36 protein-coding genes are annotated in these 26,627 nt (G+C 36.6%); 32 read left to right on the forward strand and 4 right to left on the reverse strand.

All coding sequences use genetic code 11. The features are described 5' to 3' along the window. Nucleotides 1–32: 32 nt before the first annotated feature. Nucleotides 33–701, reverse strand: coding sequence for a histidine kinase (locus ACFSFY_RS06155; RefSeq protein ID WP_381536305.1), 669 nt, complete (start codon nt 699–701; stop codon nt 33–35). Nucleotides 702–1,055: 354 nt separating this feature from the next. On the opposite strand from ACFSFY_RS06155, the gene ACFSFY_RS06160 reads away from it, so the two are divergent. From ACFSFY_RS06160 to ACFSFY_RS06190, 7 genes are read left to right on the forward strand one after another with little or no spacing between them, the layout of a single operon-like run. After that, the gene (locus ACFSFY_RS06160; RefSeq protein WP_381536306.1) at nt 1,056–3,467 is read left to right on the forward strand and encodes a Na+/H+ antiporter subunit A; all 2,412 of its coding nucleotides are present in this window, start codon (nt 1,056–1,058) and stop codon (nt 3,465–3,467) included. After that, nucleotides 3,454–3,876 carry a Na(+)/H(+) antiporter subunit B gene (locus ACFSFY_RS06165; RefSeq protein WP_381536307.1) on the forward strand — a complete coding sequence of 141 codons (423 nt, stop codon included), beginning with the start codon at nt 3,454–3,456 and terminating at the stop codon, nt 3,874–3,876. The genes ACFSFY_RS06160 and ACFSFY_RS06165 overlap by 14 nt, the downstream gene beginning before the upstream one ends. Before the next feature lie 3 nt (nt 3,877–3,879). Continuing rightward, on the forward strand, nt 3,880–4,218 hold the full coding sequence (locus ACFSFY_RS06170) for a Na(+)/H(+) antiporter subunit C (RefSeq protein WP_381536308.1): 339 nt from the start codon (nt 3,880–3,882) through the stop codon (nt 4,216–4,218). Continuing rightward, nucleotides 4,211–5,695 (forward strand): Na+/H+ antiporter subunit D, encoded by a 1,485-nt coding sequence (locus ACFSFY_RS06175; protein ID WP_381536309.1) that lies wholly within the window; start codon nt 4,211–4,213, stop codon nt 5,693–5,695. The genes ACFSFY_RS06170 and ACFSFY_RS06175 overlap by 8 nt, the downstream gene beginning before the upstream one ends. Nucleotides 5,696–5,711: 16 nt before the next feature. Further along, on the forward strand, nt 5,712–6,206 hold the full coding sequence (locus tag ACFSFY_RS06180) for a Na+/H+ antiporter subunit E (RefSeq protein WP_381536310.1): 495 nt from the start codon (nt 5,712–5,714) through the stop codon (nt 6,204–6,206). Then, a complete protein-coding gene (locus tag ACFSFY_RS06185; protein ID WP_381536311.1) occupies nt 6,203–6,487 on the forward strand; it encodes a Na(+)/H(+) antiporter subunit F1 in 285 nt (94 codons plus the stop codon). Before ACFSFY_RS06180 ends, ACFSFY_RS06185 begins: the two co-directional genes overlap by 4 nt. Further along, nucleotides 6,465–6,857: a Na+/H+ antiporter subunit G gene (locus ACFSFY_RS06190; protein WP_381536312.1), complete on the forward strand. Its 393-nt coding sequence runs from the start codon at nt 6,465–6,467 to the stop codon at nt 6,855–6,857. The genes ACFSFY_RS06185 and ACFSFY_RS06190 overlap by 23 nt, the downstream gene beginning before the upstream one ends. Before the next feature lie 84 nt (nt 6,858–6,941). On the opposite strand, the gene ACFSFY_RS06195 is transcribed toward ACFSFY_RS06190, so the two are convergent. Further along, entirely contained in the window at nt 6,942–7,361 is a 420-nt protein-coding gene (locus ACFSFY_RS06195) for a universal stress protein (RefSeq protein WP_381536313.1), read from the reverse strand. Nucleotides 7,362–7,523: 162 nt separating this feature from the next. Between ACFSFY_RS06195 and ACFSFY_RS06200 the strand changes: the two genes are divergently transcribed. The 3 genes from ACFSFY_RS06200 to ACFSFY_RS06210 are packed head-to-tail and all read left to right on the forward strand — an operon-like array spanning nt 7,524 to nt 11,111. Next, nucleotides 7,524–7,889 (forward strand): ArsR/SmtB family transcription factor, encoded by a 366-nt coding sequence (locus ACFSFY_RS06200; protein WP_381536314.1) that lies wholly within the window; start codon nt 7,524–7,526, stop codon nt 7,887–7,889. Next, nucleotides 7,876–9,987, forward strand: a complete 2,112-nt coding sequence (locus tag ACFSFY_RS06205; protein WP_381536315.1) for a heavy metal translocating P-type ATPase — start codon at nt 7,876–7,878, stop codon at nt 9,985–9,987. The genes ACFSFY_RS06200 and ACFSFY_RS06205 overlap by 14 nt, the downstream gene beginning before the upstream one ends. A 26-nt stretch (nt 9,988–10,013) precedes the next feature. Next, the gene (locus tag ACFSFY_RS06210) at nt 10,014–11,111 is read left to right on the forward strand and encodes a GNAT family N-acetyltransferase (RefSeq protein WP_381536316.1); all 1,098 of its coding nucleotides are present in this window, start codon (nt 10,014–10,016) and stop codon (nt 11,109–11,111) included. A gap of 24 nt (nt 11,112–11,135) precedes the next feature. Here the strand turns inward: ACFSFY_RS06210 and ACFSFY_RS06215 are convergent, their stop codons facing one another. Continuing rightward, nucleotides 11,136–11,291 carry a lmo0937 family membrane protein gene (locus tag ACFSFY_RS06215; RefSeq protein ID WP_381536317.1) on the reverse strand — a complete coding sequence of 52 codons (156 nt, stop codon included), beginning with the start codon at nt 11,289–11,291 and terminating at the stop codon, nt 11,136–11,138. A gap of 129 nt (nt 11,292–11,420) precedes the next feature. Between ACFSFY_RS06215 and mntR the strand changes: the two genes are divergently transcribed. The 16 genes from mntR to ACFSFY_RS06295 all read left to right on the forward strand — a co-directional run bounded on the left by mntR (nt 11,421) and on the right by ACFSFY_RS06295 (nt 21,137). Beyond that, nucleotides 11,421–11,825, forward strand: coding sequence for a transcriptional regulator MntR (mntR, locus tag ACFSFY_RS06220; RefSeq protein WP_381536318.1), 405 nt, complete (start codon nt 11,421–11,423; stop codon nt 11,823–11,825). A gap of 23 nt (nt 11,826–11,848) precedes the next feature. Then, nucleotides 11,849–12,706, forward strand: coding sequence for a CvfB family protein (locus ACFSFY_RS06225; RefSeq protein ID WP_381536319.1), 858 nt, complete (start codon nt 11,849–11,851; stop codon nt 12,704–12,706). 62 nt (nt 12,707–12,768) lie between these two features. Further along, a complete protein-coding gene (locus tag ACFSFY_RS06230; protein ID WP_381536320.1) occupies nt 12,769–13,650 on the forward strand; it encodes a DUF1002 domain-containing protein in 882 nt (293 codons plus the stop codon). 157 nt (nt 13,651–13,807) lie between these two features. Beyond that, nucleotides 13,808–14,770: a ring-cleaving dioxygenase gene (locus ACFSFY_RS06235; RefSeq protein WP_381536321.1), complete on the forward strand. Its 963-nt coding sequence runs from the start codon at nt 13,808–13,810 to the stop codon at nt 14,768–14,770. Between the two features lie 87 nt (nt 14,771–14,857). Beyond that, nucleotides 14,858–15,139 carry a GNAT family N-acetyltransferase gene (locus ACFSFY_RS06240; RefSeq protein WP_381536322.1) on the forward strand — a complete coding sequence of 94 codons (282 nt, stop codon included), beginning with the start codon at nt 14,858–14,860 and terminating at the stop codon, nt 15,137–15,139. A 133-nt stretch (nt 15,140–15,272) separates the two neighbouring features. Beyond that, a complete protein-coding gene (locus tag ACFSFY_RS06245) occupies nt 15,273–15,764 on the forward strand; it encodes a DUF4064 domain-containing protein (RefSeq protein ID WP_381536323.1) in 492 nt (163 codons plus the stop codon). Nucleotides 15,765–16,520: 756 nt separating this feature from the next. After that, nucleotides 16,521–16,808 (forward strand): DUF3986 family protein, encoded by a 288-nt coding sequence (locus ACFSFY_RS06250; RefSeq protein ID WP_381536324.1) that lies wholly within the window; start codon nt 16,521–16,523, stop codon nt 16,806–16,808. A 55-nt stretch (nt 16,809–16,863) separates the two neighbouring features. Beyond that, nucleotides 16,864–17,130: a hypothetical protein gene (locus ACFSFY_RS06255; protein WP_381536325.1), complete on the forward strand. Its 267-nt coding sequence runs from the start codon at nt 16,864–16,866 to the stop codon at nt 17,128–17,130. Nucleotides 17,131–17,233: 103 nt separating this feature from the next. Beyond that, on the forward strand, nt 17,234–17,419 hold the full coding sequence (locus ACFSFY_RS06260) for a hypothetical protein (RefSeq protein WP_381536326.1): 186 nt from the start codon (nt 17,234–17,236) through the stop codon (nt 17,417–17,419). A 117-nt stretch (nt 17,420–17,536) separates the two neighbouring features. Further along, nucleotides 17,537–17,920, forward strand: a complete 384-nt coding sequence (locus tag ACFSFY_RS06265; protein ID WP_381536327.1) for a hypothetical protein — start codon at nt 17,537–17,539, stop codon at nt 17,918–17,920. A gap of 129 nt (nt 17,921–18,049) precedes the next feature. Continuing rightward, on the forward strand, nt 18,050–18,415 hold the full coding sequence (locus ACFSFY_RS06270) for a YolC/YozM family protein (protein ID WP_381536328.1): 366 nt from the start codon (nt 18,050–18,052) through the stop codon (nt 18,413–18,415). 73 nt (nt 18,416–18,488) lie between these two features. Beyond that, nucleotides 18,489–18,800, forward strand: coding sequence for a hypothetical protein (locus ACFSFY_RS06275; RefSeq protein WP_381536329.1), 312 nt, complete (start codon nt 18,489–18,491; stop codon nt 18,798–18,800). Nucleotides 18,801–19,081: 281 nt separating this feature from the next. Further along, nucleotides 19,082–19,609, forward strand: coding sequence for a sigma-70 family RNA polymerase sigma factor (locus ACFSFY_RS06280; RefSeq protein WP_381536424.1), 528 nt, complete (start codon nt 19,082–19,084; stop codon nt 19,607–19,609). Then, entirely contained in the window at nt 19,599–20,369 is a 771-nt protein-coding gene (locus tag ACFSFY_RS06285; protein WP_381536330.1) for a hypothetical protein, read from the forward strand. Before ACFSFY_RS06280 ends, ACFSFY_RS06285 begins: the two co-directional genes overlap by 11 nt. A 37-nt stretch (nt 20,370–20,406) precedes the next feature. Next, entirely contained in the window at nt 20,407–20,799 is a 393-nt protein-coding gene (locus ACFSFY_RS06290) for a hypothetical protein (protein ID WP_381536331.1), read from the forward strand. An 86-nt stretch (nt 20,800–20,885) separates the two neighbouring features. Continuing rightward, nucleotides 20,886–21,137 carry a hypothetical protein gene (locus ACFSFY_RS06295; protein ID WP_381536332.1) on the forward strand — a complete coding sequence of 84 codons (252 nt, stop codon included), beginning with the start codon at nt 20,886–20,888 and terminating at the stop codon, nt 21,135–21,137. A 280-nt stretch (nt 21,138–21,417) separates the two neighbouring features. On the opposite strand, the gene ACFSFY_RS06300 is transcribed toward ACFSFY_RS06295, so the two are convergent. Then, the gene (locus ACFSFY_RS06300) at nt 21,418–22,101 is read right to left on the reverse strand and encodes a hypothetical protein (protein ID WP_381536333.1); all 684 of its coding nucleotides are present in this window, start codon (nt 22,099–22,101) and stop codon (nt 21,418–21,420) included. A gap of 256 nt (nt 22,102–22,357) precedes the next feature. Between ACFSFY_RS06300 and ACFSFY_RS06305 the strand changes: the two genes are divergently transcribed. The 6 genes from ACFSFY_RS06305 to ACFSFY_RS06330 all read left to right on the forward strand — a co-directional run. After that, nucleotides 22,358–22,681, forward strand: coding sequence for a YolC/YozM family protein (locus tag ACFSFY_RS06305; protein WP_381536334.1), 324 nt, complete (start codon nt 22,358–22,360; stop codon nt 22,679–22,681). A gap of 183 nt (nt 22,682–22,864) precedes the next feature. Then, nucleotides 22,865–23,584 (forward strand): MraY family glycosyltransferase, encoded by a 720-nt coding sequence (locus tag ACFSFY_RS06310; protein ID WP_381536335.1) that lies wholly within the window; start codon nt 22,865–22,867, stop codon nt 23,582–23,584. Between the two features lie 173 nt (nt 23,585–23,757). Then, nucleotides 23,758–25,149: a VanZ family protein gene (locus ACFSFY_RS06315; protein ID WP_381536336.1), complete on the forward strand. Its 1,392-nt coding sequence runs from the start codon at nt 23,758–23,760 to the stop codon at nt 25,147–25,149. Nucleotides 25,150–25,293: 144 nt separating this feature from the next. Then, a complete protein-coding gene (locus ACFSFY_RS06320) occupies nt 25,294–25,596 on the forward strand; it encodes a hypothetical protein (protein WP_381536337.1) in 303 nt (100 codons plus the stop codon). Nucleotides 25,597–25,729: 133 nt separating this feature from the next. Continuing rightward, nucleotides 25,730–26,140: an HIT family protein gene (locus tag ACFSFY_RS06325; RefSeq protein WP_381536339.1), complete on the forward strand. Its 411-nt coding sequence runs from the start codon at nt 25,730–25,732 to the stop codon at nt 26,138–26,140. A gap of 178 nt (nt 26,141–26,318) precedes the next feature. After that, a partial coding sequence (locus tag ACFSFY_RS06330) for a helix-turn-helix domain-containing protein (protein WP_381536341.1) occupies nt 26,319–26,627 on the forward strand: 309 nt, incomplete at its 3' end.

Below are 26,627 nucleotides of genomic sequence, written 5' to 3' on the forward strand. Positions count from 1 at the left end.
AGTCTCCTTGAAGGAGACTTCCGCTGGAAATATTATAACTTGCAAGTAATAGTTGAAGGGTCTGCAACTTGGTCATCAGTAATATGTACATTGCACATTTTACTGTTTGCCATAAACTTGAAAATCCCATTGTTAAAATCAGTACCTATTTCTTTGAAGAAAATACCTTCATACTGAGCATCTTTCGATAAAGTAAACTTGATACGAAAGCCGTCTCCGTCTTTAACTAAATAAGCTCGAACGCCCTTTTCGAAGATACCATCAACTTCCTCTTTAATAGCCCGATCAACGGAAACAACATGGAAGTCTACAAAAGTAATTTCACGTAGTAATACGTTCATAAAAGACCCTTTTGTGATTTCTTCCCATCTGCTTTGTGCAGTCTGGCCAATAATGATTTGTGTAATGTTGTGTTTGTGTGCGACCTCTGCAATTACTTTGGCGGAAGGGCGTTTATCATTATCACGGATAATGAATTCTTCAACATCTAATTCTTCGGAGAGCTCTTTCCAGCGCTCAACATATTCCGACTTTTCTGCATCAAATTCATCGAATGGAAGAGCGTCTACTGTTAAAATATACATCGGACAATCCATAATACTCGCCATTTTATGTCCGCGTCTAATGAGACGTTCACCATTTGGACCATAGTAGACACAAACGAGAATACTCTCGTCCATCCGACCTTTTACTTTGCCCATGACGGTTCTTCACCTCTTTATTAATAATAATTTATTGCCAATTGGTTACTGAGAATTTGAAAACTTAGTAATTATATATGAGAATGAATAAGAGTACAAGTGGAAAGTCTAATAGACAGGACTACTCGGTGCAAATAAGCTGATTATAGTGTATAATTCACTTTGGTTACCTGCGCAAAAATACTTCTTTCATCACGTTAGTCTTTTCCAATTAGTATAATTCTAGGTCTCTATAACATCCTATTATCCATTTTGCCACAGTGTGAGTCAAGTGCACACCGGATTTTTATGAAAAGATTTCGAGTACCAGGTATTTCAGAGTGATTTTATGAGTCACCGATTGGAGGTTTTTGTTTGTATACAATAGCAATGGTGATTTTTATTCCCTTTTTGGCTGCTCTATTTATTCCCTTTATATACAAAAAAATACCGACTATAAATATTGGTTGGTTTGTTTTGCTTGTTCCACTCATTTTATTCATTGGTCTTGCAAGCTATATCCCTAATGTCGCTAGCGGGAAAACATACATAAAAACACTAGAATGGATTCCAACTTACGGAATAAATTTCACTACATATTTGGATGGCCTCAGTATGATTTTTGGCCTTCTAATTACTGGCGTCGGAACACTTGTAATATTATATTCAATCTATTATTTATCGAATAGGGAATCGCTAGGCCATTTTTATGTTTATTTACTTATGTTCATGGGATCGATGCTTGGTGTAATTTTTTCGGATAATTTAATGGTACTTTACGTGTTTTGGGAATTGACGAGTATTTCGTCATTTCTACTCATCGCATTTTGGTCCCACCGTAAGCAATCCCGTTATGGTGCACAAAAGTCTTTGCTCATTACTGTTTCCGGTGGAGTGGCGATGCTCGCTGGTTTTATAATGCTTTATGCGATGACCGAATCCTTTAGTGTGCGTGAAATTATTGCTGTAATTGGCCAGTATACGGATCACCCATTGTTTATATTGGCAATGATTTTAGTGCTTCTTGGTGCGTTTACAAAGTCTGCACAGTTTCCTTTTCATATATGGCTTCCTGACGCGATGGAGGCACCGACACCTGTTAGTGCATATTTACACTCTGCAACGATGGTGAAAGCGGGAATCTACCTTGTAGCGCGTCTGACGCCCGTCTTTGGCGGTGAAGCTACTTGGTTTTATACTGTGAGCTTTGTTGGTATTTTCACTTTGTTTTGGGGTGCGTTTAATGCTGTAAGACAAACAGATTTAAAAGCTTTACTTGCATATTCGACAATTAGCCAATTGGGTCTCATTATGAGCTTATTCGGATTCGGGTCGGCCGCTCTCAATTCCGGTTATAGTGCAGATTCGGTTATTTTTACGCAAGCAACATTTGCTGCATTGTTTCATCTCATCAATCATTCAACGTTTAAAGGTGCCTTATTCATGGTTATTGGAATTATTGACCACAATGTGGGGACTCGTGATATCCGTAGATTAGGCGGTCTAATGGCATTGATGCCAGTAACGTTTACCATCGCTCTTATAGGTAGTTTTTCAATGGCAGGTTTACCGCCCTTCAATGGTTTTTTAAGTAAAGAAATGTTTTTTGAAGCTGCCTTAAACATTAGTACTCTTAATTTGTTTGATATAGGTACGTGGGGAACGTTCATTCCAGTTGTTGCTTGGATTGCAAGTGTGTTCACATTTGTTTACTCGATGATTATTGTGTTTCAAACATTCTTTGGGAAACATCAGCCGCAAAGACTTGATCGTAAAGCACATGAGGCATCTCCTGGAATGTTGACAGCTCCTTCGATATTGGCTGTGCTTGTTGTAGGTATCTTTTTCTTTCCAAATGTAATAGGGAACTATCTGATACGGCCTGCAATGTCGGCGGTTTACCCTTCGTTTGCTGGGAAGGCGGATCTTACTCCTCATATAACGGCTTGGCATGGTCCCACTCCGGCATTGTTTATGACCATAGGGGTAATTATTATCGGGGCACTATTATACATATTTCTACGTTATTGGAGACCGATTTATGGTTTGCTGCCGGTACGTTGGAGCTTGGACTCTATGTATAACGCAACGCTTATGCAAATGGAAAAATTGTCTACACTACTGACTAGGCTTTATATGACAGGGTATTTACGTGATTATCTTGCTTATATTTTACTGTTTTTTATTGCCGCAGTGGGTGGAACTCTTTTGTTATTAGGTGGATATTCATTTAATTTATCAGATGATGGGCCTATTTCAATCTATGAATTGATATTAATCATCGTTATGATGGCGGCAGCAATCGCGATTCTGTTTGCCAAATCACGTATGACGGCCATTTTATTGAACGGTGTTCTTGGGTATTCAATTGCACTCTTTTTTGTTTATTTTAGGGCACCGGATTTAGCCCTTACGCAAATTGTAGTTGAGACAGTTACGACCGCTCTTTTTCTATTGTGTTTCCATTTCTTACCGGAATGGACGAAGGAAAAGTCTTCCCGCAAGTCTAAGATTACAAAAGGGATAATTGCCTTATTGGTAGGAACTGTTGTTACAATAATTGCGCTGGCTGTTCAAGGCAATAAAATGTTTGATTCAATATCGGTTTATTTTGAAGATGCTTATGAATTAACGGGTGGAAAGAACATTGTCAATACAATCTTAGGAGACTTTCGTGCATTCGATACGATGCTTGAAGTCGTCGTCCTCTTCATAGCAGGAATTGGTGTGTTTACATTGATTAAGCTGAAGGCGAAAAAGGAGGATAATGACGTTGAAAATCAATGATGTCATTTTACAAACAGTAACTGCGATCGTTGTTTTTATTATTTTAACATTCGGCGTCGAGCTGTTTTTCGCGGGACATAACAATCCTGGCGGTGGATTTATTGGTGGACTTGTCTTATCCTCTGCCTTCGTCTTGCTCTATTTGGTATTTGATATTGAAACGGTTCATAAAGGCATTCCATTTGATTTTAAAAAGGTAGCGGCATTTGGTGTGCTGCTCGTTGTTTTAACAAGCCTCAGTCCTGTTTTTTTTGGAGCTCCATTTCTTACTCAATCTCATATTGATGTTGTTTTGCCGGTGTTTGGTTCAACAGAGTTGGCAACTATGATGTTGTTTGAAGCAGGGGTGGCGCTTACTGTTGTAGGTTCCGTTGTTACGATTATTTTAAGTATAAGTGAGGATGTGTAGCTTGTGGAAACGTTAATAACAATACTCGTCGGTTTACTTGTAACCGTCGCGGTTTATCTACTTCTTTCAAGAAGCCTCATCCGTATTATTTTGGGTACTGCAATTCTTTCGCACGCTGTGCATTTGCTACTGATTACAATGGGTGGGCTAAAAAAAGGTGCCGTACCACTTCTTGGAGAAAATGCAGAGTCGTACTCGGATGCGCTTCCACAGGCGCTTATTTTGACGGCAATTGTAATTAGCTTTGCTGTGACGGCTTTTTTATTAGTTCTTGCTTATCGTACCTATAAAGAAACAGGTTTAGATGATCTTGATGTATTGCGAGGATTTAAAAATGAATAATATTATAGTCTTGCCGATGATCATACCGTTGTTAACGGGAATTCTATTAGTGTTTATTCGCAATTCAGTTCGACTTCAACGACTTCTTAGTTTTGTTTCTGTAGTGATTACTGCAGTTATTAGTTTATATATATTAAATTTAATCCAAACGGATGGGATTTTAAGAATTGATTTTGGTGGTTGGATGCCCCCGTATGGTATTTCTTTTGTCGCAGACTCGTTTTCTGTTTTGCTTGTATTGACAACTGCGATTGTTGCCGCGATGGTGTTGTTGTATTCATTTTCATCCATCGGAGCAGCCCATGAAAACATGTATTTCTATTCATTGGTTTTGTTTTTAATTGCGGGCGTAAATGGTTCTTTTTTGACAGGAGATTTATTTAATCTATTCGTTTGTTTCGAAGTTATGTTGTTATCTTCTTATGTACTCATTACGCTCGGGGGAAGAAAAATTCAATTAGTGGAGTCTATTAAGTATGTAGTCATTAATGTAGTATCCTCTTGGTTTTTCTTACTTGGAATAGCTTATTTATATGGAACTGTAGGAACATTGAATCTAGCACATTTATCGGTCCGCATTGCGGAGGTTGGGCAAGGACCCCTTCTTACAACGATTGCGATTATTTTTTTAGTTGTCTTCAGTTTGAAATCAGGACTCTTGCTCTACTTCTGGCTGCCGGGTTCATACAGTGCTCCGCCAACAGCTGTCGCTGCACTTTTTGGAGCATTACTGACAAAGGTTGGTATTTACGCTATGTTCCGTATGTTTACGCTTGTTTTCTACCACGAACCTTCGATTACTCATACGTTGATTGGTATTATGGCGATATTAACGATGATTGGTGGAAGTATTGGTGCAATTGCCTATAAAGATATTCGGCAAATCGCTGCGTATAATGTTGTCATTACAGTAGGTTTTATACTGGTGGGGCTTGCTGTTTCTACGCAAGTAGCGTTAGAGGGCTCGATTTATTACATCGTCCACGACATGATCATTAAAGCCTTATTGTTTTTACTAATCGGAACGATGATTTACGTAACTAAAACTTCGAGAATCGAGGGAATGAGTGGTCTAATTCGTAACTATCCACTTATTGGGTGGTCGTTCTTCCTTACGCTCATGTCGATTGCGGGTATTCCACCGCTTAGTGGGTTTATCGGTAAAGTACTTATTGGTCAAGGGGCGATTGAAACGGGTTCGTTTGCCTTGCTTGCAATATCGTTTATTTCAAGTGTGCTCGTCTTGTATTCTCTACTCCGCATTTTCATGAATACGTTTTGGGGTGAGACGATCATTAGTGAGGAAGATGAAGTTCCATTAGAAAAAGGAATGCTGATACCTATTGTATTACTCGGGATTGCTACCATAGCGCTTGGTCTTGGAGCAGAATGGATTGCGGTTTATGTACAGGATGCTGCGACGACGTTAATGAATCCGGAAATATATATAGATGCAGTGATGAATGGAAATCAGTAAGGAGAGGTGAGTATACATGCCAGCCCAAATACTATTAAATATCTTCATTGCTTTTCTCTGGATGTTGTTAATGGATGAGGACGAGCTGAAATTCACGACATTCTTTACTGGGTATCTAGTTGGAATCGGTATTATTTTTCTAATGCATCGATTTTTCGGCTCCGCATTTTATCTACGAAGAGTACTTTCGGTTATTAAGTTGCTCTTTATATTCATTTCAGAGTTAACACAATCCAGCCTCTTGGTGTTGAAACAGATATTAAGTCCGAAACTGAAGATTAGACCTGGTATTTTTCGATATGAAACGGTACTGCAGAGTGATCTTGAGGTGACGATGATCTCGCTCTTATTAACATTAACGCCAGGTTCCGTCGTTATGGAAATCGTAGAAGTTATGGAGGGGGGAAGCATTCTCTTTGTTCATGCAATGGATGTTGAAAATGAGCGTGATGCAATTTTAAGCCAACTGAAAAACTTTGAAAAAGCAATTATGGAGGTGACGCGTAAATGATTGAAATTATGTTGAAAATTTCTCTTAGCTTGTTCGCCGTAGCAATAGGTATTGCTTTGATCCGAATTATTATGGGACCTTCAATGCCTGACCGCGTACTTGCACTCGATGTAATTGGTGTGAATTTGATTGCGTCCATTGCGGTAATATCCATAATTCTAAAAACAAAAGCTTTCTTAGAAGTTATTCTCATTTTGGGAATCTTATCTTTTATTGGTACAATTGCTTATTCAAAATTTATCACAAGGGGTGTTATCGTTGAACGTAAGCGCGATTGGTGAATTTGTAGGCGCCTTCCTTATATTACTAGGTGGAATTATGAGTGTTATTAGCGCGTTTGGTTTAATTCGATTACCCGATGTGTATACCAGATCTCATGCTGCAACAAAGAGTTCGACTCTTGCAGTACTTTTAACGTTATCAGGAGCTTTTATTTATTTTTGGTTATTTGAACATTTTATTAGCGTTCGTCTGCTGTTGGGAATCGTCTTTGTTTTCTTAACTGCGCCTGTTGCAGGTCATCTTCTCGTGCGCGCTGCGTATCGGTCGAAAGTGAAGCTTGCAGATATCTCGGGAACGGACGATTTATATGATATTTTACATAAAGAGAATGATGAAAAACGTGAGTTAGCAAATAAGGATGAAATGTAAAAAAAGACCGTGATTAATGTGAATCCGTAAAGGTAGATTTTGACTCTATCTTTTTGGGTACACACTATAAATAGCGGTCTTTTTTTATTTTACAATTAAAACTGGAGTATGAACTCGTTTCGCGACTTTATGACTTACACTTCCGAGTATCATTTCCTGAAAAGAATTTAAACCACGACTTCCGATGACAACTAAGTCATAATTACCTGCATTGGCAAAGGAGATGATTGTTGGACCGGGATCACCATGCTTAATGATCAGCTTATGATCAATGTTTTTGTGGATGAAAATTTCTTCAATTGGTATGATTCCTTTTTCTCTATCAGTATGTAAATCATCACGCTCTATAATAGGGAGAATGTCGCTTCGATTTCGACTATTATCTAAAACATAGAGAAGATCTACTTTGGATTCTGAATTCATGAACGCAATATGCGATGCATGCTCAGCTGCACGCTTAGAATTATCAGAACCATCAATGGCAACCAGCACATTCTTGTACATTATCATCTCTCCTTTTAAATAATAGTATATGCAATTCTATTCTATATAAACCTTTTTGTTAAATTCATTATAATAGTTATTTGAATATCCTTGCAACTCGAACTTAAAATGCATATACTAAATCTATAATCAAACACTCATTTGAATGAAGGTGGAATAGTGATGATAAAAGAAGTATGCGAAGTAACTATTGTCCACGAAGAAGTAGTGGAGCGGGTTCAAAATAGTATGCCGGACCTTAGCGGCATGGTACGGATATTTAAAGCGCTTGGAGACCAAACACGGTTAAATATAGCTTATGCACTTACATTAGAGGAAGAGATGTGTGTATGTGATGTCGCTGCGGTTATCGGCTCTTCTGTAGCAACTGCTTCGCACCACTTACGTTATTTAAGAGAACACTCCCTTGCAAAATCACATAGAAAAGGGAAGATGATTTATTATTTCTTAGCAGACAACCATGTCCATCAACTTATTAAGGTTGCTTATGACCATGCATTGGAAGGTGATACAGATGGCGGCAAATGAGAAGACGGAGTATCGGCTAGAAAATTTAACTTGCGCGAGTTGCGCGATGAAATTTGAAAAGAATGTAAAAGCGATTCAAACTGCTGAAAATGTACAAGTAAACCTTGGTGCATCTAAGTTATCGCTCTCTGGAAATGTTACAATAGAAGACCTAGAAGCTGCAGGAGCTTTCGATGGTATTAAAGTATACCCAGCAATAGATCGCCGAATGGAACCTATTGTTCCTTTCTATAAACGAAAAGAAAATATCGTAACTGCATTATCGCTTATCTTTTTACTTGCGGGTTTTGTATTGTCTATTCAACAAGGTGAAACGTATCCTCCAGCAATCGCTTTGTTTTTAGTTTCGATTGTAATCGGCGGAGCATCTATGTTTAGAGTAGGGTTAAAAAACCTTGCCCGTTTTGAATTTGATATGAAAACACTTATGACAATTGCGATTATCGGCGCAGTTATTATTGGAGAGTGGCGTGAGGGTGCAGTAATTGTTTTTCTATTTGCTGTAAGTGAAGCGCTCGAAGCGTATTCCATGAATAAAGCACGTCAATCGATTCGTTTATTAATGGATATTGCACCACCCTCTGCAATTGTAAGAAGAAATTCAGAGATTTTGGAGTTGCAAACAGAAGATATTAAAATAGGCGACGTGCTCATTGTTAAGCCTGGTCAGAAAATAGCAATGGACGGAATTGTTTTATCTGGACTCACGACGATCAATCAGTCTGCCATTACCGGAGAATCTATACCCGTCGTAAAAACAACAGGTGATGATGTGTTCGCGGGTACTTTAAACGAAGAAGGTGCACTTGAGGTATCTGTAACAAAGCTCGTTGGAGATACTACGATTGCTAAAATTATTCATTTAGTTGAAGAGGCACAAGCTGAAAAAGCACCTTCTCAGAAGTTTGTAGATAAATTCGCGAAATATTATACGCCAGCGATTGTAGTTTTGGCGATACTTGTAGCAATTATCCCGCCATTATTAGGTGCGGACTGGAATACTTGGATTTATCAAGGTTTGGCAGTTCTAGTCGTTGGTTGTCCATGTGCGCTCGTTGTATCAACACCTGTTGCAATTGTAACGGCAATTGGAAACGCAGCCCGTCAAGGCGTTCTGATTAAAGGTGGTATACACCTTGAAGAAGCTGGACATATAAATGTAATTGCGTTTGATAAAACAGGAACACTAACAAAAGGGTATCCTGAAGTAACTGATTTTATCCCTTCCGAAAACGTAAGTAACAATCATCAATTACTTTCATCGATTGCAGCTGTAGAATCGTTATCTCAACATCCATTGGCAAAAGCCGTTTCGACATATGCCTATAAAAATGGGGCGCAAAAACTGGAAGCTTTAAATTTCCAATCTGTAACGGGTAAAGGTGCTTATGCTGAGATTGAGGGACAAAAAGTATTTGTAGGCAGCATTCTTTGGGCACAGGAAATGACAACGTTACCTGAGGCAATGTTGCTGAAAGCGACTGAATTACAACAGCTCGGGAAATCAGTTATGGCAATTATTACAAATACTTCTTTCAGTGGATTGATTGCGGTAGCAGATCCCGTTCGAACAGAGAGCAAGGATGTACTTCGGAAACTGAAAGAAATTGGCATAAAGCATACAGTCATGCTAACGGGAGATCATCCTGATACAGCTGAGGCCATTGCGAAGGACGTTGGAATAACAGACGTTCGCGGAGGGCTCATGCCAGAAGATAAGCTCACTGTTATTAAACAACTCAGCGACAAGTACGGACGCGTTGCGATGGTTGGTGACGGCATTAATGATGCACCTGCACTTGCAGCGGCGCAAGTTGGAATTGCTATGGGTGGTGCCGGAACAGATGCTGCACTCGAAACGGCAGATATTGCGTTAATGGCAGATGACCTTGAAAAACTACCTTATACGATTAAGTTAAGCCGTAAAACATTGCGTATTATCAAAGAAAATATTATGTTTGCATTAGGATTAAAAATTATAGCATTACTTCTCATCATTCCTGGTTGGCTCACATTATGGATTGCCATCTTTGCGGATATGGGTGCGACCCTACTTGTCGTGTTGAATTCCTTACGTTTACTTCGAGTCAACAAGTAGAATGTATATTAAGGAGATGGTGCCAAATGAAATTGCGAGAATGGACTATGGAAGAACAAGAACAGCTCATTCATTTTATGATTACAAATACATGGCCTTTTGACGGGAATCACCATCCCGGGCGTGAGATTGTTGAGAAAGCAATTGAAGAAGGCGGTTATGCTTCAGACGAAGTAAAAACGTTCTGGGTGGAAAATGAAAAGGATGAAAAAGTGGGAATTGTAAAGATTTATGATTTACAAGACGATATTCCTTTGTTTGATTTAAAAATTGCGGATGTATCGCGTGGATTTGGCTATGGACCCAAAGCACTTCAGCTCGTCGCGGAATATGTCTTTGGTTTACCGGGAGAGAAAATTCGCCTTGAAGGACATACAAGACAAGACAACCTCGCAATGCGAAAAACATTTGGGCGTGCTGGGTTTGTAAAAGAGGCGCATCTTCGAAATGCATGGTTTTCGCCGAAAGAAAATTCGTATTATGACGCAGTAACTTACGGCATAACTCGTGAAGACTTTTTAGGTGGTACGACAACACCTGTGATTTGGGAGGATGCGGGGAAAGATAAGAATCTTATCCCGGATTTTCCAAATTCATTTGAATCGACAAGGCTACTGATTCGAGCACCTGAGCTAAGTGATACGTTAGATATTTTGCAAGCAACAGAGCGTTCGTTACCTGCACTTCGTGAATGGATGCCATGGGCGCAATCAGAACCTACCTTCTATAAAAACGAAGAGAATTTACGCGAAGCGATTGCCGATTTTATACTAAGAAAAGATTTACGTTTGCATTTGTTTAGCAAAGAGACAGGAGAGTTTGTTGGTTCAGCGGGGCTGCACAAGATAGACTGGACAATACCTAAATTTGAAATTGGTTATTGGCTCGCTACTGATTTTGAAGGTTTTGGCTATGCAACTGAAGCTGTAGAGCGTATTACGCAGTTTGCATTTGAGGATTTGGGTGCTCGTAGAGTGGAAATTAGATGCGACGACGAAAATAATAAGAGTCGTGCTGTAGCGGAACGTTCGGGCTTTACGCTCGAAGGTACACTAAAACACGACTCTATGTCTGTAGATGGTAAGGTTTTACGAAACACATGTATTTATGCAAAGATAATGTAAAGTATGTCCTGTCTTATCTTATCGTTAAACAGATCTTCTTCCCGTAATCAGTTGTACAATGAATACAATACCTGCAATAAGAAGCAATAAGTGGATTAATCCGCCACCAATTTTCATGGCAAAACCTAAAATCCAAAAAATAAATAAAGCAACAATAACAAACCATAATAAATTACCCATTTTAGTCACCTCTTCTTTAAATTAGTATACTTATTATGTACCCCGTTAATAAAAAGCTTAAACAAGAAGTGAAGTGGATGTTGTAGTGACGGCGTTTTTCAGACGAAATATATACTGAAGGAGGTACATATGGCTACACCTGGTATGGAAGATTACATTGAACATATTTATTTACATTTGGAAGATAAGGGAGTTGCGCGTGTTTCGGACGTTGCAGAATCTCTTGATGTATTGCCTTCTTCGGTTACGAAGATGGTACAGCGGCTCGACCGAGAAGGATATGTGAATTATGAACGATACAAAGGTCTTGAGTTAACAGAAAAAGGAATGAAGTTTGGGAAGAAGCTTTTAAGACGTCATGAACTTCTTGAACAGTTTCTTCGCATTATTGGAGTAGACGAAGAAAATATTTACGTTGATGTAGAAGGAATTGAGCATCACTTAAGCTGGAACGCAATTGACCGAATAACAGATCTTGTTGAAACACTAGAAAAAGATAAGGCATTCGTTGAAAAACTAAGGGAACTTGAGTAACTATCAGGAAGAGGTTGATGAGTATGGAAGAACTAAAATCAGGGAATACGGCAAAATTAGAAGTATTAGATCAAGAAGGATCACGATGGATTTTAAAAGGCGAAGATGAAGATTTAATGATGAACGTTTCAGATGCGGAAGAAGATATACAAGTTGGAGATACCGTTCATGTATTTCTATATGCAAACAGACGCGGGGAACTTACTGCAACTATGAAGATGCCAAATATGACAAACGGCACATACGGCTGGGCAAAAGTACTTCGTGTCGATGATCAAGAAGGGGTCTATGTTGATATAGGCTCTTCATTTGAAGTTCTTGTGAACGGTAATGACATGCCAAAAGTACGTGCACTTTGGCCAAAAATGGGTGATGAGCTTTATATGACGCTACGAACTGATTTAGGTGGCCAAATTTTCGGAAGACTTGCTACTGAAGAACGTGTCATTGAACAAATCACTGAAGCAACTCCTGCATTATTAAATAGAAATCTAAAAGCTAGAGCGTACCGTTTACTACCTGTAGGATCTTTTATGTTGAGTATTCCTGAAAATTACCGCATCTTCATTCACAATTCAGAACAAGAAAGAGAACCACGTTTAGGCCAATTAGTGGATGTTCGTATTATTGGGAATCGTGATGACGGAACTGTAAATGGCTCGATGCTTCCGCGAAAAGAAGAGCGTCTTGACGACGATGCTGAAAAGATCTTCGCTTATTTAAATGAAATAGGTGGGCGTATGCCGTTTTGGGATAAATCATCTCCTGAAGAAATTAAAGAGATTTTTGATATGAGTAAAGCATCATTTAAGCGTGCCCTTGGAACTTTAATGAGGGAAGGAAAAGTAACTCAAAGTGATGGTTGGACAACGCAAATTTAAAGAAAAGTAGAAACCTTTTCTGTTTTGAAACGTACTTATTTATAGAAGAAGGAGGTATGTTCATGAAACGAATGTTAGTAATGGTTGTACTTGCAGTGTTCTCTATCGGCCTATTATCTCCTATTGTAACGAAGGCGGATAAGGTTGTTGATGAAAGACTTGGTGTGCCGATTGTTGTGTACGGTGCAAACTTATCTGATGCTGAAAAGGAAAGTGTGAAAACAAGTCTTGAAGTTGATAAAGAGGCAGAAATTGAAGAAATCTCTGTCAGTGGAACGGATCTTGCGAAGTATATTAAAGACTCCGATGAAAAAGCGAGAATGTATTCGTCTGCCAAAATTACGAGACAAGATGCAGGTAAAGGACTTGTGATTCAAATCGTAACACCTGAAAACATTACTCAAGTTACGGCTGATATATATGCGAATGCTGCACTAACTGCAGGTGTTGAAGATGCGATTATCGATATTGCATCACCAAAAAAAGTGACGGGACACTCCGCGCTTGTAGGGATTTATAAAGCATATGAGCAGTCTGGTGAAACGTTGGATACAGATCGTACGGACGTTGCAAATGATGAGATGAATCTTGCAACGAAGTTTTCGGATAGTGTGGATAGTGACAAGGTTTCAGAGCTTTTAACGGAAATTAAGAAACAAATAGCGGAGAAAAATCCTGCGACTAAAGAAGATGTTGAAAAGATTGTTAGTGAACAGTTAGAGAAACTAGATATAAAGCTGAGTGAAGCAGATCGTCAGTTGTTGATTGATTTAATGGATCGTATTCGTAGTTTGGATATTGATTTTAGTAAGTTGTCTACACAGCTTTCTGAGATGAGCGATAAGATTCGTGATAAAATCGGTGAAATTGATCCTGGTTTCTGGCAGAAGGTTGAAGAATTTTTTGCTAGTCTTTTAGATTCTGTGAAGTCTTGGTTTAAGTGAAATTGAGAGAATCCTACATGATTGTAGGGTTCTTTTTTACTTTTTTATTGTAGTTGGTTGTTGTTATTGCTCAAATCGGATTGATTGCAGATGGAAAGGCGTGGTGGTAAAATCAAAGTATCTTGAATTCCAGATTGTTTTGGAAAGGGGAATTTTTATGAAATTGGGCGGAATACACCATGTTTCAGCAATTACGAGTAACGCGGACAAAAACCATGACTTTTTCACACGTGTTCTTGGAATGAGATTTGTTAAAAAAACGGTAAATCAGGATTCACCATCTTCTTATCATCTCTTTTATGCAGATGCCATTGGAACTCCTGGTACGGATATGACTTATTTTGATATACCAAACGCGAGGCGCACAAGACCTGGGATTTCAAGCATAAGCAATACTGCTTTTCGAATACAATCAGAAGAGGCTTTGTTATTTTGGAAACAACGCTTTGAAACACTAGGCGTGGAGCATGAACCTATTGTTGAACGATTTAATCGTCAAACGCTCAAATTTCAAGATGATGAAGGTTCTCAGCTGATGCTTGTGGTCGACGATGGTAAGGGAATTCCATATGGTGTTCCTTGGAAGACTGAAGAAGTCTCTGAGGAATATTCAATTGTCGGTCTTGGACCAGTAATGCTTACGGTTGGCCAGGCGGATTCAACAGCTGAAGTTTTAACAGACGTGCTTAATTTTAAAGAGGTTGGGTCGTATGCATCGTTAGTGGACGGTATGGCGGATATACGGGTATTTTCAACAGGGGAAGGCGGACCTGGTGGTGAAATACATTTAGAAACGCGGTCAGATTTGCCAAGAGAACGACCTGGAAGAGGAAGCGTTCATCACGTTGCCTTTCGTGTGAAAACAATGGAGGAATATGATGAATGGGAAAAAAGACTGCGTTCGAAGGGATTCCAAACGAGTGGTAAAGTAGATCGATTTTATTTTAAATCTATTTATTTTAGAGAACCAAATGGTATACTATATGAATTGGCGACGGATGAACCAGGATTCACTTCGGATGAGCCACTAGACTCTCTTGGTGAAACACTTGCACTTCCGCCATTTCTAGAGGGCAGACGCGAGGAAATCGAGGCTTCTTTACGTCCAATTAACGTTTAATTCCATTAATCAGGGTTTTGAAGTTTATGGTGTAATGGAATTTCTAATCATTTTATTTAATAATTATTCTGAAAAGGGGTAGGGGAAATGGAATTTAAATTAGTTGATTTAGGCGGAGACGCATTTGCATTTCGCAATGAGCGAGATGGAAAAACGATTGCTGAAATTACTTGGACGATACTAGGAAATGTAATGGCAATGGATCACACATTCGTTTCTCCAGACTTGCGCGGTCAAGGTGTTGCAAAGAAATTGTTGGATCGTGCAGCAACTCATGCTCGGGAAAATGAATTAAAGATGGAACCGATTTGTTCGTATGTTGTTACTGCTTTCGAGCGCTACAGTGAATACGATGACTTAAAAGTATAATGAAAAGGCAATCCATAATTGGGTTGCCTTTTTAACTGTAAACATTTAATATAGTAAACTTCAACAATAAATGAAACTTAAGTTATTTTGAATCGTATATGTTGTTATAGTTTAAAAGAAAGAGGTGTAAGTAATGAGTAGAGCTGCAGAAAAAATATTAGCAATTATTAGTGCTGTATTTACAGGAATAGCTATAATCATCAGCTTTGCTGGATTATCACTGTATAAAATGGCTCAAGCAGATCCGGATTTTCATAATGAAATAGAGAAGGACTTGATGAGTGATCCGACAATTGGCTCGGACGAAACTGCATTAATACTTAGTATTATTGATCTTTTCGGGGTCTTTATTTGGGCGGTCATTTTAGGACTTATCATTAGTTTCATATTAACGATTATCGGTATTGTTGTTATTTGGAAAAATAAAAGACCTAAATTAGCTGGAATATCATTTATTATTGCGGGCTTACTTGCGGGTATTCTTATGCCTACATCAATTCTTCTATATATTGCTGGAATCCTGTGCTTAACGAGGAAACCGCCTATTGTAGAAAAGTCGATTTATCAAGAGTCTAGTTATGAACAAAATAGTCATGATGATTCAAATACAATGCGTCCTTTGTAAAAAAAATCTATAATATGGAAAATAGCTGAAACAACAAGCGAATTAATACCGAATTAGAATATCAAATGGTACCGTAATTAACGGTGCCATTTTGATGTTTAAACAGAATATTGGAATGATTATGCTATACTAATGATAAAGTAAATATAGGCTCAAGGTTCAACAAACGGGGCAAAATCGGACTGAGATAAACTGTTGCTATGCCTTCCGGCGTACGCTTTCCGGTGGAGAAGAATAAAAACCATTCTTCTTTGGGCACGGCTTGAGCCAAGTGAACAGCGAAGTGTTCGCTTTGCCGTATTTCTGTGGTTTTGCAGAAATTAAGGCAGCTTTGATCTTCCTTCGCTGCGCTCCGTCCAGGGTCCCAAGGCTAGTGCAATGATATGCTCGAAAAGCTAACGCTTTATCTCGCAAAAGCCGTTCTACGTAACGACTTTCGCTGAATCTCTCGGAGTCGACGCCTACACTCCAAGCAACGGAGTGTATTATGTAAAAAAGCATCTTCCGAAAACGGGCCAAAATCGGACTGAGATAAACTGTTGCTTTTCGTTCCGGCGCACGCTTTCCCGAGGGCGTGGCTTGAGCCTCCTCGGTCGCAAAGAGCGCGACACTGCGGGGTCTCAAGGCTCACGCTGATCCTCCGGGAGTCGGCGCCTGCACTCCAAGCAACGGAGTGGATTATGTAAAAAGCATCTTCCGCAAACGGGCCATTTAACGGAATAAGTTTATACAAACGGAAATAAGGAGCTATATACTGTGATTGAAAAAAACTATGGTCATTGGCATTTGGACTATTATTGTGATAAAACGGACTTTTATACAATGGCTACTGGATTCTGGAATGATGATGAAGAAGCCTGGGATGTATATTTCAATGAGCTTGAAGATAAAAAGACATATGAATTGGCGGGAAGCTTAAACATCCCAGTAGATAAAGATTTTGGTATCTTGGTATTTAGGGCGAATAATTTCGATGAAGCGCACAATAAATTCATTAAATGGGTGGAGAATGTTTTGTTGCCATTTTTGAAAGTCAATGATTGATACGTTTCCTGTTGCGCAATCGGGCCAAATTGAGAAATAGTAAGGAGGTGGTCATATGGATTTGGGCGCTGTATTAGGGCTTCTTAAATATCTATTTATGGGTATATTTATAATTTTTTTCGTTATGGATCTAAAATCAAAAACATCTTATAAGATTCACTATTATATATCTTTAACAGTCGCAATCATTTTTGCAACGCTGGGATGGAACTGGACGATAGAATTTAAAATTGGCTTTATTATTTTAATTGTTTTATTAACACTGAAAACCATTTTCGATGAGAAAAAAAGATGGTCGGAGAATGATAAGGCTTTAACGTAAACTCTAAGCATCTAATTCCAGAAATGGGCGCTTTAGCTGAATAAAAATTGTGCAAGAATAGGGCCCAATTATTAGAATCAATTTGAGATTAGGAGGAGAATCAATGAACAAACACCATCTGTCCAGCTTACTGTTAATTATAATTGTTTCTATAACGATAATTTTATCTACGTATTGGTTGGATTTAGAGATTGGTTATGGAATTATACTTCTACTCATAGCTGTTGGGTATACTATTTATCTTAATTTTAAAAATTTCAAAGCTGAAAAAAGTGGGAATGAATCTTGAAAGTATTCTGTAATCGGGCGCGTTTGCTTTATATGCTATTGCGTCTGTATCGCAATCGGGCCATTAACTTAAACATGAATGGTAAAGTTAAATGGCTAAATGAGATGGGGGAATAGAATGAGAAAGTTTATAGTTTTGGGGATTTTGTTGTTACTATTTTTAGTTGGTTGTTCGACTAAAACAACTGATGAAAAAGTTGCAACCCTTGTAAATAATTACTTAGAAGCTGTAGAAACAAACGACGTATCATCAATGGTGAAATATGCAGATGATATTAGATTTCCCGATAAAGCTGAGCAAAAAGAGGAGTATTCAAGTATTATTGACGAAGGTATTAACTCAAATATTACTGGTACAAAAATAGTAGAGCTTAAAAAGGTAAATGAAACGGAGTTTGCAGCAACTGTTGAAATGATTGATGAGGGGAATTTAACTAATTTCACTTTCCCTGTTGAGAAGAAAAAAAGAGGTTGGAAAGTTATCGTTGGACAAGACTTATAGCAAATATAGATTATTCTTCTTCAAGTAAAAGCTGCGATTGTGGCACAAATTTTATGCCATTAACGGGCCATTTAAATTAGTAGAATAAGGCTTCGTGCCAGTAAAAAAAAGAACGGAGGTGAAGAAAAAATGAGTATGAAAAGAAATATAGGCATACTAACTTTATTGGGTGTTGTTGTTGCTGTCTCTGTATTATTTGGGAATGCACAAAATAATGCAGGTACTACAGAGGCTGTTAAAGATCCATATAGCACACAGGCTGTTGTTGACTCCGTATTGGATGAGTATGGAGTTCAAAGTACGCTAATTAGTAGAGCAGGTGGAGCAGGTGGAACAGATGAATCAGGATATTCAATTTTGATAGATGTTTATGATGAAAACGATATACCGAAAGTGGAGAAGTATTTAGAGAACAACTTATCAAAAGATGATTTAACAGAATATAAAATAGATATTTTCTCCAATGGAAATAGAGATTCTTACGAGGATACTTAAACAATCGGGCGCGTTTGTTGCATAAATTTTAAGCCATTAACGGGCCATTTAATTGGATTTAGGAGGACTTCATTTGAAAAAGAAAAACATTACTTTTATTTTCGTATTTTTCTTTTTAGGAATTTTACTCAATATGAATTACTATTTGATAGAAACATATTTAATTGAAGTTTTAAATTCTAAAATGCAATTAATTATTGTGACGGCATCTTGTATGTTGAGTGTGATATTTTATTTAATATCACTTTATTATTATTATTATTTTTTAATTGGTGTTAAAGGTAATAAGAAGATATTAGCCAACTCCATTTTCGTTATTATGCTTATTGTTGCAATTTATACATCTGCAACACTTGTTTTCATAACTGCGATGTATTGGGGCTGAGTTTTAGCACTGTTTATTGAACCAATAAGAACGACTTTAGAAAAGAATATGAATTATCCGAAGTAAAAAAGGTAGAAATGTGTTCTCTGTAATCGGGTGCAGTTGTTGAATAAGGATTACGCTTCAATCGGACCAAAAGTATAATAAAAGACTGGAAATTGATTTGGTAATCGTCCTTAATTTGGACGGTTATTTTTTTGGGGAAATGTTTTTTTCGAAATGTTAAGCCAAATCATGCTTTGGTTTGTCTAATAGATATAAGACAAAAAAAGAAAGGGTGAATTCTAATCATTAGTTTAGTAAAAAAAGCTCGAAAAGGAAATGACAAAGCCTTTTTAAAGCTTTTCCAGCAATATGAAGAAGATATTTATCGAATGGCTTATGTCTATGTGAAAAACAAAGACGATGCTTTAGATATCGTCCAGGAAGTAGCCTATCAATCATTTAAAAAGATAAATACGCTGAAATCACCAGAGTATTTCAAAACATGGTTAATAAAAATCACAATGAACTGTGCAACGAACATCGTAAGAAAAAACAAAAAAGTTATTCATCTAAAACCAGAATATGAGGAATTTATAGGAATAGAGAATGAAGATATATCTCTTTCTATATCATTACGAACCTTGATCGAAGCATTAGAAGAGGATGAAAAAAGCATTATTTTACTAAGGTTTTATCAAGATTATACATTTAAAGAAATATCCGAGGTCCTGGAAATACCACTTGGAACAGCAAAATCAATTCTTTATCGTGCAATAAATAAACTTCGCAAACAATTTGAGGAGGATGATATTTGTGAGCAATAAAATTAATAAAGAGTTACAAAAAATAGAAATTCCAAAAGTATTACATGAACGATCTAAACTGGGTGTGAATAGGGCTAAAGCAGAGCAGAAAAAAAGAAGATTTAGAAATGCTACTCGATTAAATTATAAAAAGTGGATTTCAGTAGCGAGTGTCTTTGGAATACTATTAGCAATTATGATTGGTACCTCAATTTATAATAATGATGGAAAGTTGCAAGGTGCAAACTTTGCGATTACAGCTTATGCATCGAGTGATGATGGTAATCAGCTTAGTACAAATCTTTCATCAGAAAAAGCTGTTTTTGGGTTATCAACTGAAGATAGAGTAGGAGTTTTAACTAGTGTAAGTGGTGGTGGAGATAATTTTATTTTCTCAAATGTGATACTAAATATAACTGGAGAAAATATTGACTCAATCACTTATACGATTAATAAAGGTAAGTTTATAGAAGATGTAACGCTAACAGCTAAAGAACGTTCAGACAGAGATTGGTTATTATCAGAAAAAATATATACCGTTTATAGTCACTCTGGCTCAGACATATCCCAAGGTATAAAAGAAATCGGAAGAACCTATACAGTTATGTATAACGAACAGGATAGTTATCCTTATACACTTGCAATTCCTCATGATGGTAATGATGTAGTAGTCGATGATATAACGATCAAAGTAATTGTAAAATATACAGATGGTAAGGCTGAACAAGAAGATATTGTTGTCACTCAAGAATCAGATTCTATCTCATTAAGGCTTAAATAAAATAATTCAGATGAAATTTTTAAAGGGAGTTTTTGGTATGAAGAAAACAATGATGTTTTATTTCTTTTCCTGTATCTTGTTAATACTAGTAGCCTGCAATACTGAGACGAGTAGTACTATGTTTAAAGGTGAAGGAGAGAAATGGATTGGTGAGTTAACTACTTCGTACGATAACGGTGTGGAAAAACAAAGTTTGAAAATTCATTACAAAGGGGATAGGCTTGAAGACATTCAAGTGAAAACTGTTGAAGTCAGTAATGATTTTTTCGGTTGGAAAGTGTACGATATTCAGTTGGATGAAGAAGGGAATTATTATGTAAAGGAAGATTTTGAAACAGAAAATAAAACTCCTTCTTCTTCAAAAATATACCTTATAATTGAAGGTGTTGAATCTGAAACTGTTTTGTTAAGTTATGGCCCACAGGAATAATGCGACTATGCCATTATCGGGCGCGTTTGCGGGATAAGGATTGTGCCTCGATCGGGCCAGATTATTATTGGATAGGGAGGAACAATGTGAAAAAAGTGTTACTAGCAGGTGCACTAGTTATAGCTTTGTTTATCGCCTTTAATGCAATTAAATCAGAGGTACACGAGGAGACAACAGTTGTTGCGAAGCACGTTGAGAAGTTTGGCAGTAGCTGGTATGTTGATGAAAACCGTCTAGATAAATCTTTTAAACAGGGCATCTGGAATCCAAAGTCGGGTGACACTATTGATTTAGAGTTAGATAGTGAGGGACGGGTTGTAGGTTGGAAAGTGAAATAGGATAAATAATTTTCCTCAAACGGGCGCGATTCTTGAAGAAGAATTTGCACTCGTTTCGGTAACTGGATTATTTAGTTGAAGTTTGGGCTGCATTTTTCGGTAACTTTTACTAATTGAGTAATGGAGTTAAAACAACTGCCCAGAAACAGAGGTTATGTTAACCTGAGGTACATAAAAACTTGGAAAAACCGATTTCTGGTACGGTAAATAAAAAAGAATCCATTTTAAACTATATCAAATGGATTCTTCCGTTGTGATTTTGTATTCAGTTTCGCGACCTTTACGACAGCCTATCCGTAAGTAAAATGTCAATAGAGTTTTCTATTTGAAGAGTATTTATGAAGTTCTCAATCTCTGACCTCTTGTAGGACGTTACTGAGGTGTCAGTATTTACATCATAATTTTGAATAAGTACTGTGAATACCCGATCTTTTAAGTTAATAGTAGAGACGGCAATGTTATAAGTTTTCTCCCCAGATGTTGCTTCATTATTTACGATTAAGTTCCAGCTTCCCATCTTATCAATTTCTTTGTGATTCCTCTTTAGATTTTTTATTTCATCTTCGAAAATTTGAAGATAATACTCGGTATTTTCTTTTTGAATAGTTAAATGAATTATTGGCAATTTATTATCTCTTATCTTTTTTACTTCGCCAACACTGTCCGTTCTTTCTGTCATAGATTTTAATGACTCTTGAAAATTTGGTTCATATGATAATTGAGCATTTAAAAGCTTGACCGAATCGTTCATAAAAAAGGATTGAATTTGATGCACTTCTTCGTTTGTCATTTCACGCTCTACGTTATAAACCTTTCCATCGCTCACTGGTTTATTTGTTTTAGAGCTTGTTTGTGCTTCTCCGTATTCTTTTGATAGTTCATTCAATGGTTCGTTAGCACATCCAACCATCACACAAAGAATGAAAACGACTAATAATAGAGAATAGTATTTTCTGATATTCAATTATTTTACCTCCACAGGTTTTCTAACAGTTTACCATACTTTGAATTATTAGAATATACTATTTTGCATTTACGGGTTCCTAATGTAAAATATGACGGGTAGGGCAGCGGATCTATATATTTATTCAGAAGAAATATATAATTTAATTAGAGAATTGGGCGCGTTTGTTTTATAAGCACATGTCTCAATACCGCAATTGGGCCACTTAGTAGAATAAGGCTTCCTTCCAGTAAATTTAAAACGGAGGTGGAAAAAAGTGAGTGTAAAAGGAAAATTGGGAATATTAATTTCAGCGTGTGTTGTTGTGGCATCTGCATTATTTTGGTATGTGCAAAAAGAACCGTACAGCACAGAGACAGTTATGGAATCCTTATGGGATGAATACGACGTTCAAAGTACTATGATAGGTGGAGAAAATACAGAGGGTAAAGCCATCCCAACATTATGGGTAGACGTTTATGACGAAGACGATATCCCAAAAGTTGAGAAGTACCTAGAAAAAAACTTATCCACAGATGATTTAAAGTACTACGAAATAGACGTATTTCTCTTTGAAGAATTAACGGAAAAGTCGTCTTAAAAGTTGAATAAAATTACCCCGTTATCGGGTGTGATTGTTGCACGGATTTTATGCCATTAACGGGCCATTTAGTTCAATAAGCATTACCATCGTATTTGTGTTATTTTTTACACATAATGCATAATGAGGAGAGAGAGTATTCAATGTTAAGTATTTCTAAGCATTATTTGGGGAGGGAATATTTTGTTATATTTATATTTACTTATTAGTATCGTTTTAGTTGTAATTACAACTAAGCTTTCTCAGGCTTTTAAATTATCAAGTATTTGGGGGTTGCTTGCTCAAATTTGTGCGTCACTTATTATAATAATTGGTGGTAAACTTGAGGTTAGTCATATTAATTTTACTCAAGGTAATTACATCGAATTAGGATATTTGACGATTCCATTTACTTTATTATTGCTTTTAGGTTTTACAAATGTAATGAATATGGAAAAAGTACAGAATCCTTCAATATTGCTATTACCATTCATTTCTTTAGTTTGTTTATCAATAATAGCTTTCATCATTGGCAGTCCATTTGTTTCATTAACTGGAATTTGTGCCAGTTTAACGATTATGGCTATTCTGCTATATGGCTATATTTCAGGTAAAGTATTTGTAGGAAGAACCCTTACTACGTCAATAGGTTTTATAATAGCAGTGCTTTCAATATCCCTACTTAATTCATCTGTTGTAATGATTTATATACCCATATTTACTTTAGCACTACCATTCACTTTATATTATTTAACTCAAGATAAAACTACGAGTGTACAAGCCATTACAGTTAGTTCTTTAACAGCCATTTTCTTTGGTGTATTAATGTTTATACTTCCCTTTAATATATTATGGTATCTCATTGTTGGATTAACGATTATTTTGGTTATCACGCAACTTTCACGTAACTATCGCTTCATTTAGTTTGTTGAACTAACGGGTGCGATTGCTTAAAAAGTGATTGCGTCCAGATCGCGTAAACGGGCCAATTTAAAAAATCATTCACAGTTATGGGTTAGAAACAGAGAAATATTCTGTACCGTGCAAAGAAGCGGTAAGGATTATATTGTTTTTGAATTCGTATGAAGGAGAAAAAAATGAAAATAGAAGAAATCGTAGGTATAGTTAGAGAATATTTTTCTTTAGCATTATTAGCTGTAATTACTTTAGGGATTATATTGATCCTAATATATTTCATTTTTTATAAAACCATTTTAAAAGGGAAGAAAAGGTTTTCAAAGAAGAGGCTACTTTTGCTAGTGATGTTTAGCGGCTATGTGATAATGGTTATTGGTGTGACTTTTTTAAACAGGGGATCTACCTATAATGCTGGAATGGACTTTTCCTTATTTTCATCATACCGTGAATCTTGGAATAGTTTTAGTGTTAGACATTGGCAATTCATATATTTAAATATATTTATGTTCGTTCCTTTCGGTATTCTTTTCCCATTATTACAACCACGTTTTCGAAAAGCGATATGGACAATTGGAGTAGCGGCCTTATGTACACTTTCCATTGAAAGCGTTCAATTAATAACGGGATACGGTAATTTTGTAGTTGACGATTTATTCAATAATTTATTAGGGGCAATCATTGGATATGGCATCACTATGGGTTTTATCAACATAAAAGAGAAAGGAATAAAACAATCATTATTCTATTTCTCGCCATTGCTACTAGTGGTTATCTTATCTACAAGTGTGTTTACATATTATCATTTGAAGGAATTTGGTAACCTCTCCATTGTGGCAACCAATAAAGTAAATATGAAGGAAGTTATTCTTACTTCTGATGTTGAGTTCAATGTTAAGAAAGCAACTATTCCAATTTATAAGGCGCCAAGTTATACAAAAGCTGAGGCAGATGCATTTGCTGAAACATTTTATAAAAGGATGGATGTGGATGCAGCAGATATAGAAGATATATCTTATCCAGATCAAGGTATATATCGGAGTAGTGGAGAGAAATCATATGATTTATGGTTCCAATTCTTAGATGGAGGTTATAGTTTTACAGATTTTTCAAGCCACGATGAGGAAATAGTGCCTAAAGACACAGATGAAGAATCCTTAAAGGAATCTTTATTGAAATTTGGTGTAGATATACAAAAGGACTTCTATTTTCAAAGAGTCGATACTGGTTCGTATGAGTGGATAATAGATAAAAAAGTTAGTGGAAATCAGCTAATAGACGGTTCTTTAACGGCAACATATTATAATGATCATACAGTGAAGCAGATTGAGAATCAGTTAATTACCTACGACAAGATAAAGGATATTCAAATAAAGAGTGAACAAGAAGCATTTGCAGAAATCTTGGAAGGGAATTTTCAGATCCTTTCCGAAAACAATAGAATTGATACCTTACAAGTTCATAAAGTACGAGTAAGCTACTATTTAGATTCCAAGGGATACTTTCAACCTGTTTATGCATTTCAAAGTACATTAGATGGTTCGAATATGACTATATTAGTTCCAGCAATATAAAAAGGTTTTATCATTGTGTGTATCAATACTCTACAAAAGGGCGCGATTAATGCATAAGAATTACGGTATAATCGGTACATTTAACATGATATCTATACAGAGCATTTAGATATTTACATCTTATGGATAGTGGAGGGATGAATATTGAAAAAGATAAATATACTAGTTTTCACGATTATAACGATTGTCATTTTATCTTATTTATTGCATTCAACACCCAAAATGGCTATAAAAACGCACGTGTTTTTTCTAGGGTATCCAAAGGTGGCTCTTACATCTGAGATTACAGATTATCAGTACCAAAATATAAAATTAAATGAACAAAATAGTAGCGGATATGTATTTACAGAACCCCCGATAGAAAAAGAAACACAAGCTTATTTGGATACTTATGCTGTAAAAAAGGTAGGGATTTTCTATTTTGCTGATTATATTAATGATATTTAATAAAACTTTATAATATTAACTTTTGTTTCTCAAGATGCTTTGGTTTAATAAAGAATCGGGCGCGTTAAATGAATAAGGACCGTATTACAATCGGGCTAGATTGAGGAAACGAAAGCGATGAAAGAGGTGTATTATGGATACTTGTATATTTTGTAAAGTAATTTCAAAAGTCGAGGATGCGTATATCATTTATGAGAATGATTACGTTTGTTGCTTTTTGGACAAATACCCTATCAACAAAGGGCACATATTAGTTGTTCCAAAAAAGCATTATCAAGAATTTACTGAAGTTGATCAGAACAGTCTTGCTGAAGTAATGTATGCAGCACAACTAATATCTAAAATACTAGAAAAGTCATTAAACACTGATGGAATTACTGTAATGCAAAACAATGGAGTATTTAAGGATGTTGAACATTACCATATGCACATTATACCTCGTTTTAAAGAAGATGGATTTTCTTGGATTGAACCAGAGATTGATGTTTCAAAAGAGGAATTTCTCTCGCTAACTAATCAATTAAGAGAGGTTCTTGATAAGTGACTATCGGGCGCGATTGTAGTACAAATGATTGCGTCCATATCACGTAAACGGGCCAATTTAATTGAATAAATGTGTTAAATCAAGCAGTTGCAACCAATAGTTGCTGTATGGTTGGTGGTGTGCAACCTATAAAACCAATACGATTACAGTAATCATATTGGAAAAGGAGTGTTGCATTATGTCGTTAGGTTCTAATATTAGTAGTAAAAGAAAATCTCTTAAGATATCGCAAGAATATGTAGCTGAACAGTTAGGAGTAAGTCGGCAGGCAGTATCAAAATGGGAAACAAGTCAATCAGAACCATCAACAGATAATCTAATAAAGTTGGCTGACTTATTTGATAGTGATATTAAAGAATTAGTTTCTCCTGAGCAATATGTAGAGGAACAAAAAGACATAGAAACTCGGATTGAACGAAATCAAAAAAATATAAAAATGCAAATGGCAGCTGTCTTTGGACGCGTTTTGACATTGATCGGTTTCTTA

The organism is Sporosarcina siberiensis, from assembly GCF_042681925.1.
GTDB lineage: Bacteria > Bacillota > Bacilli > Bacillales_A > Planococcaceae > Sporosarcina > Sporosarcina siberiensis.

Coding starts and splice junctions, on each gene's coding strand:
- ACFSFY_RS06235 (WP_381536321.1), top strand. CDS start 13,808: ATGAAATTGGGCGGAATACACCATGTTTCAGCAATTACGAGTAACGCG.
- ACFSFY_RS06205 (WP_381536315.1), top strand. CDS start 7,876: ATGGCGGCAAATGAGAAGACGGAGTATCGGCTAGAAAATTTAACTTGC.
- ACFSFY_RS06270 (WP_381536328.1), top strand. CDS start 18,050: ATGAGTATGAAAAGAAATATAGGCATACTAACTTTATTGGGTGTTGTT.
- ACFSFY_RS06290 (WP_381536331.1), top strand. CDS start 20,407: ATGAAGAAAACAATGATGTTTTATTTCTTTTCCTGTATCTTGTTAATA.
- ACFSFY_RS06265 (WP_381536327.1), top strand. CDS start 17,537: ATGAGAAAGTTTATAGTTTTGGGGATTTTGTTGTTACTATTTTTAGTT.
- ACFSFY_RS06180 (WP_381536310.1), top strand. CDS start 5,712: ATGCCAGCCCAAATACTATTAAATATCTTCATTGCTTTTCTCTGGATG.
- ACFSFY_RS06325 (WP_381536339.1), top strand. CDS start 25,730: ATGGATACTTGTATATTTTGTAAAGTAATTTCAAAAGTCGAGGATGCG.
- ACFSFY_RS06315 (WP_381536336.1), top strand. CDS start 23,758: ATGAAAATAGAAGAAATCGTAGGTATAGTTAGAGAATATTTTTCTTTA.
- ACFSFY_RS06245 (WP_381536323.1), top strand. CDS start 15,273: ATGAGTAGAGCTGCAGAAAAAATATTAGCAATTATTAGTGCTGTATTT.
- ACFSFY_RS06195 (WP_381536313.1), bottom strand. CDS start 7,361: ATGTACAAGAATGTGCTGGTTGCCATTGATGGTTCTGATAATTCTAAG.
- mntR (WP_381536318.1), top strand. CDS start 11,421: ATGGCTACACCTGGTATGGAAGATTACATTGAACATATTTATTTACAT.
- ACFSFY_RS06155 (WP_381536305.1), bottom strand. CDS start 701: ATGGGCAAAGTAAAAGGTCGGATGGACGAGAGTATTCTCGTTTGTGTC.
- ACFSFY_RS06185 (WP_381536311.1), top strand. CDS start 6,203: ATGATTGAAATTATGTTGAAAATTTCTCTTAGCTTGTTCGCCGTAGCA.
- ACFSFY_RS06225 (WP_381536319.1), top strand. CDS start 11,849: ATGGAAGAACTAAAATCAGGGAATACGGCAAAATTAGAAGTATTAGAT.
- ACFSFY_RS06175 (WP_381536309.1), top strand. CDS start 4,211: ATGAATAATATTATAGTCTTGCCGATGATCATACCGTTGTTAACGGGA.
- ACFSFY_RS06260 (WP_381536326.1), top strand. CDS start 17,234: ATGAACAAACACCATCTGTCCAGCTTACTGTTAATTATAATTGTTTCT.
- ACFSFY_RS06200 (WP_381536314.1), top strand. CDS start 7,524: ATGATAAAAGAAGTATGCGAAGTAACTATTGTCCACGAAGAAGTAGTG.
- ACFSFY_RS06240 (WP_381536322.1), top strand. CDS start 14,858: ATGGAATTTAAATTAGTTGATTTAGGCGGAGACGCATTTGCATTTCGC.
- ACFSFY_RS06255 (WP_381536325.1), top strand. CDS start 16,864: ATGGATTTGGGCGCTGTATTAGGGCTTCTTAAATATCTATTTATGGGT.
- ACFSFY_RS06215 (WP_381536317.1), bottom strand. CDS start 11,291: ATGGGTAATTTATTATGGTTTGTTATTGTTGCTTTATTTATTTTTTGG.
- ACFSFY_RS06210 (WP_381536316.1), top strand. CDS start 10,014: ATGAAATTGCGAGAATGGACTATGGAAGAACAAGAACAGCTCATTCAT.
- ACFSFY_RS06230 (WP_381536320.1), top strand. CDS start 12,769: ATGAAACGAATGTTAGTAATGGTTGTACTTGCAGTGTTCTCTATCGGC.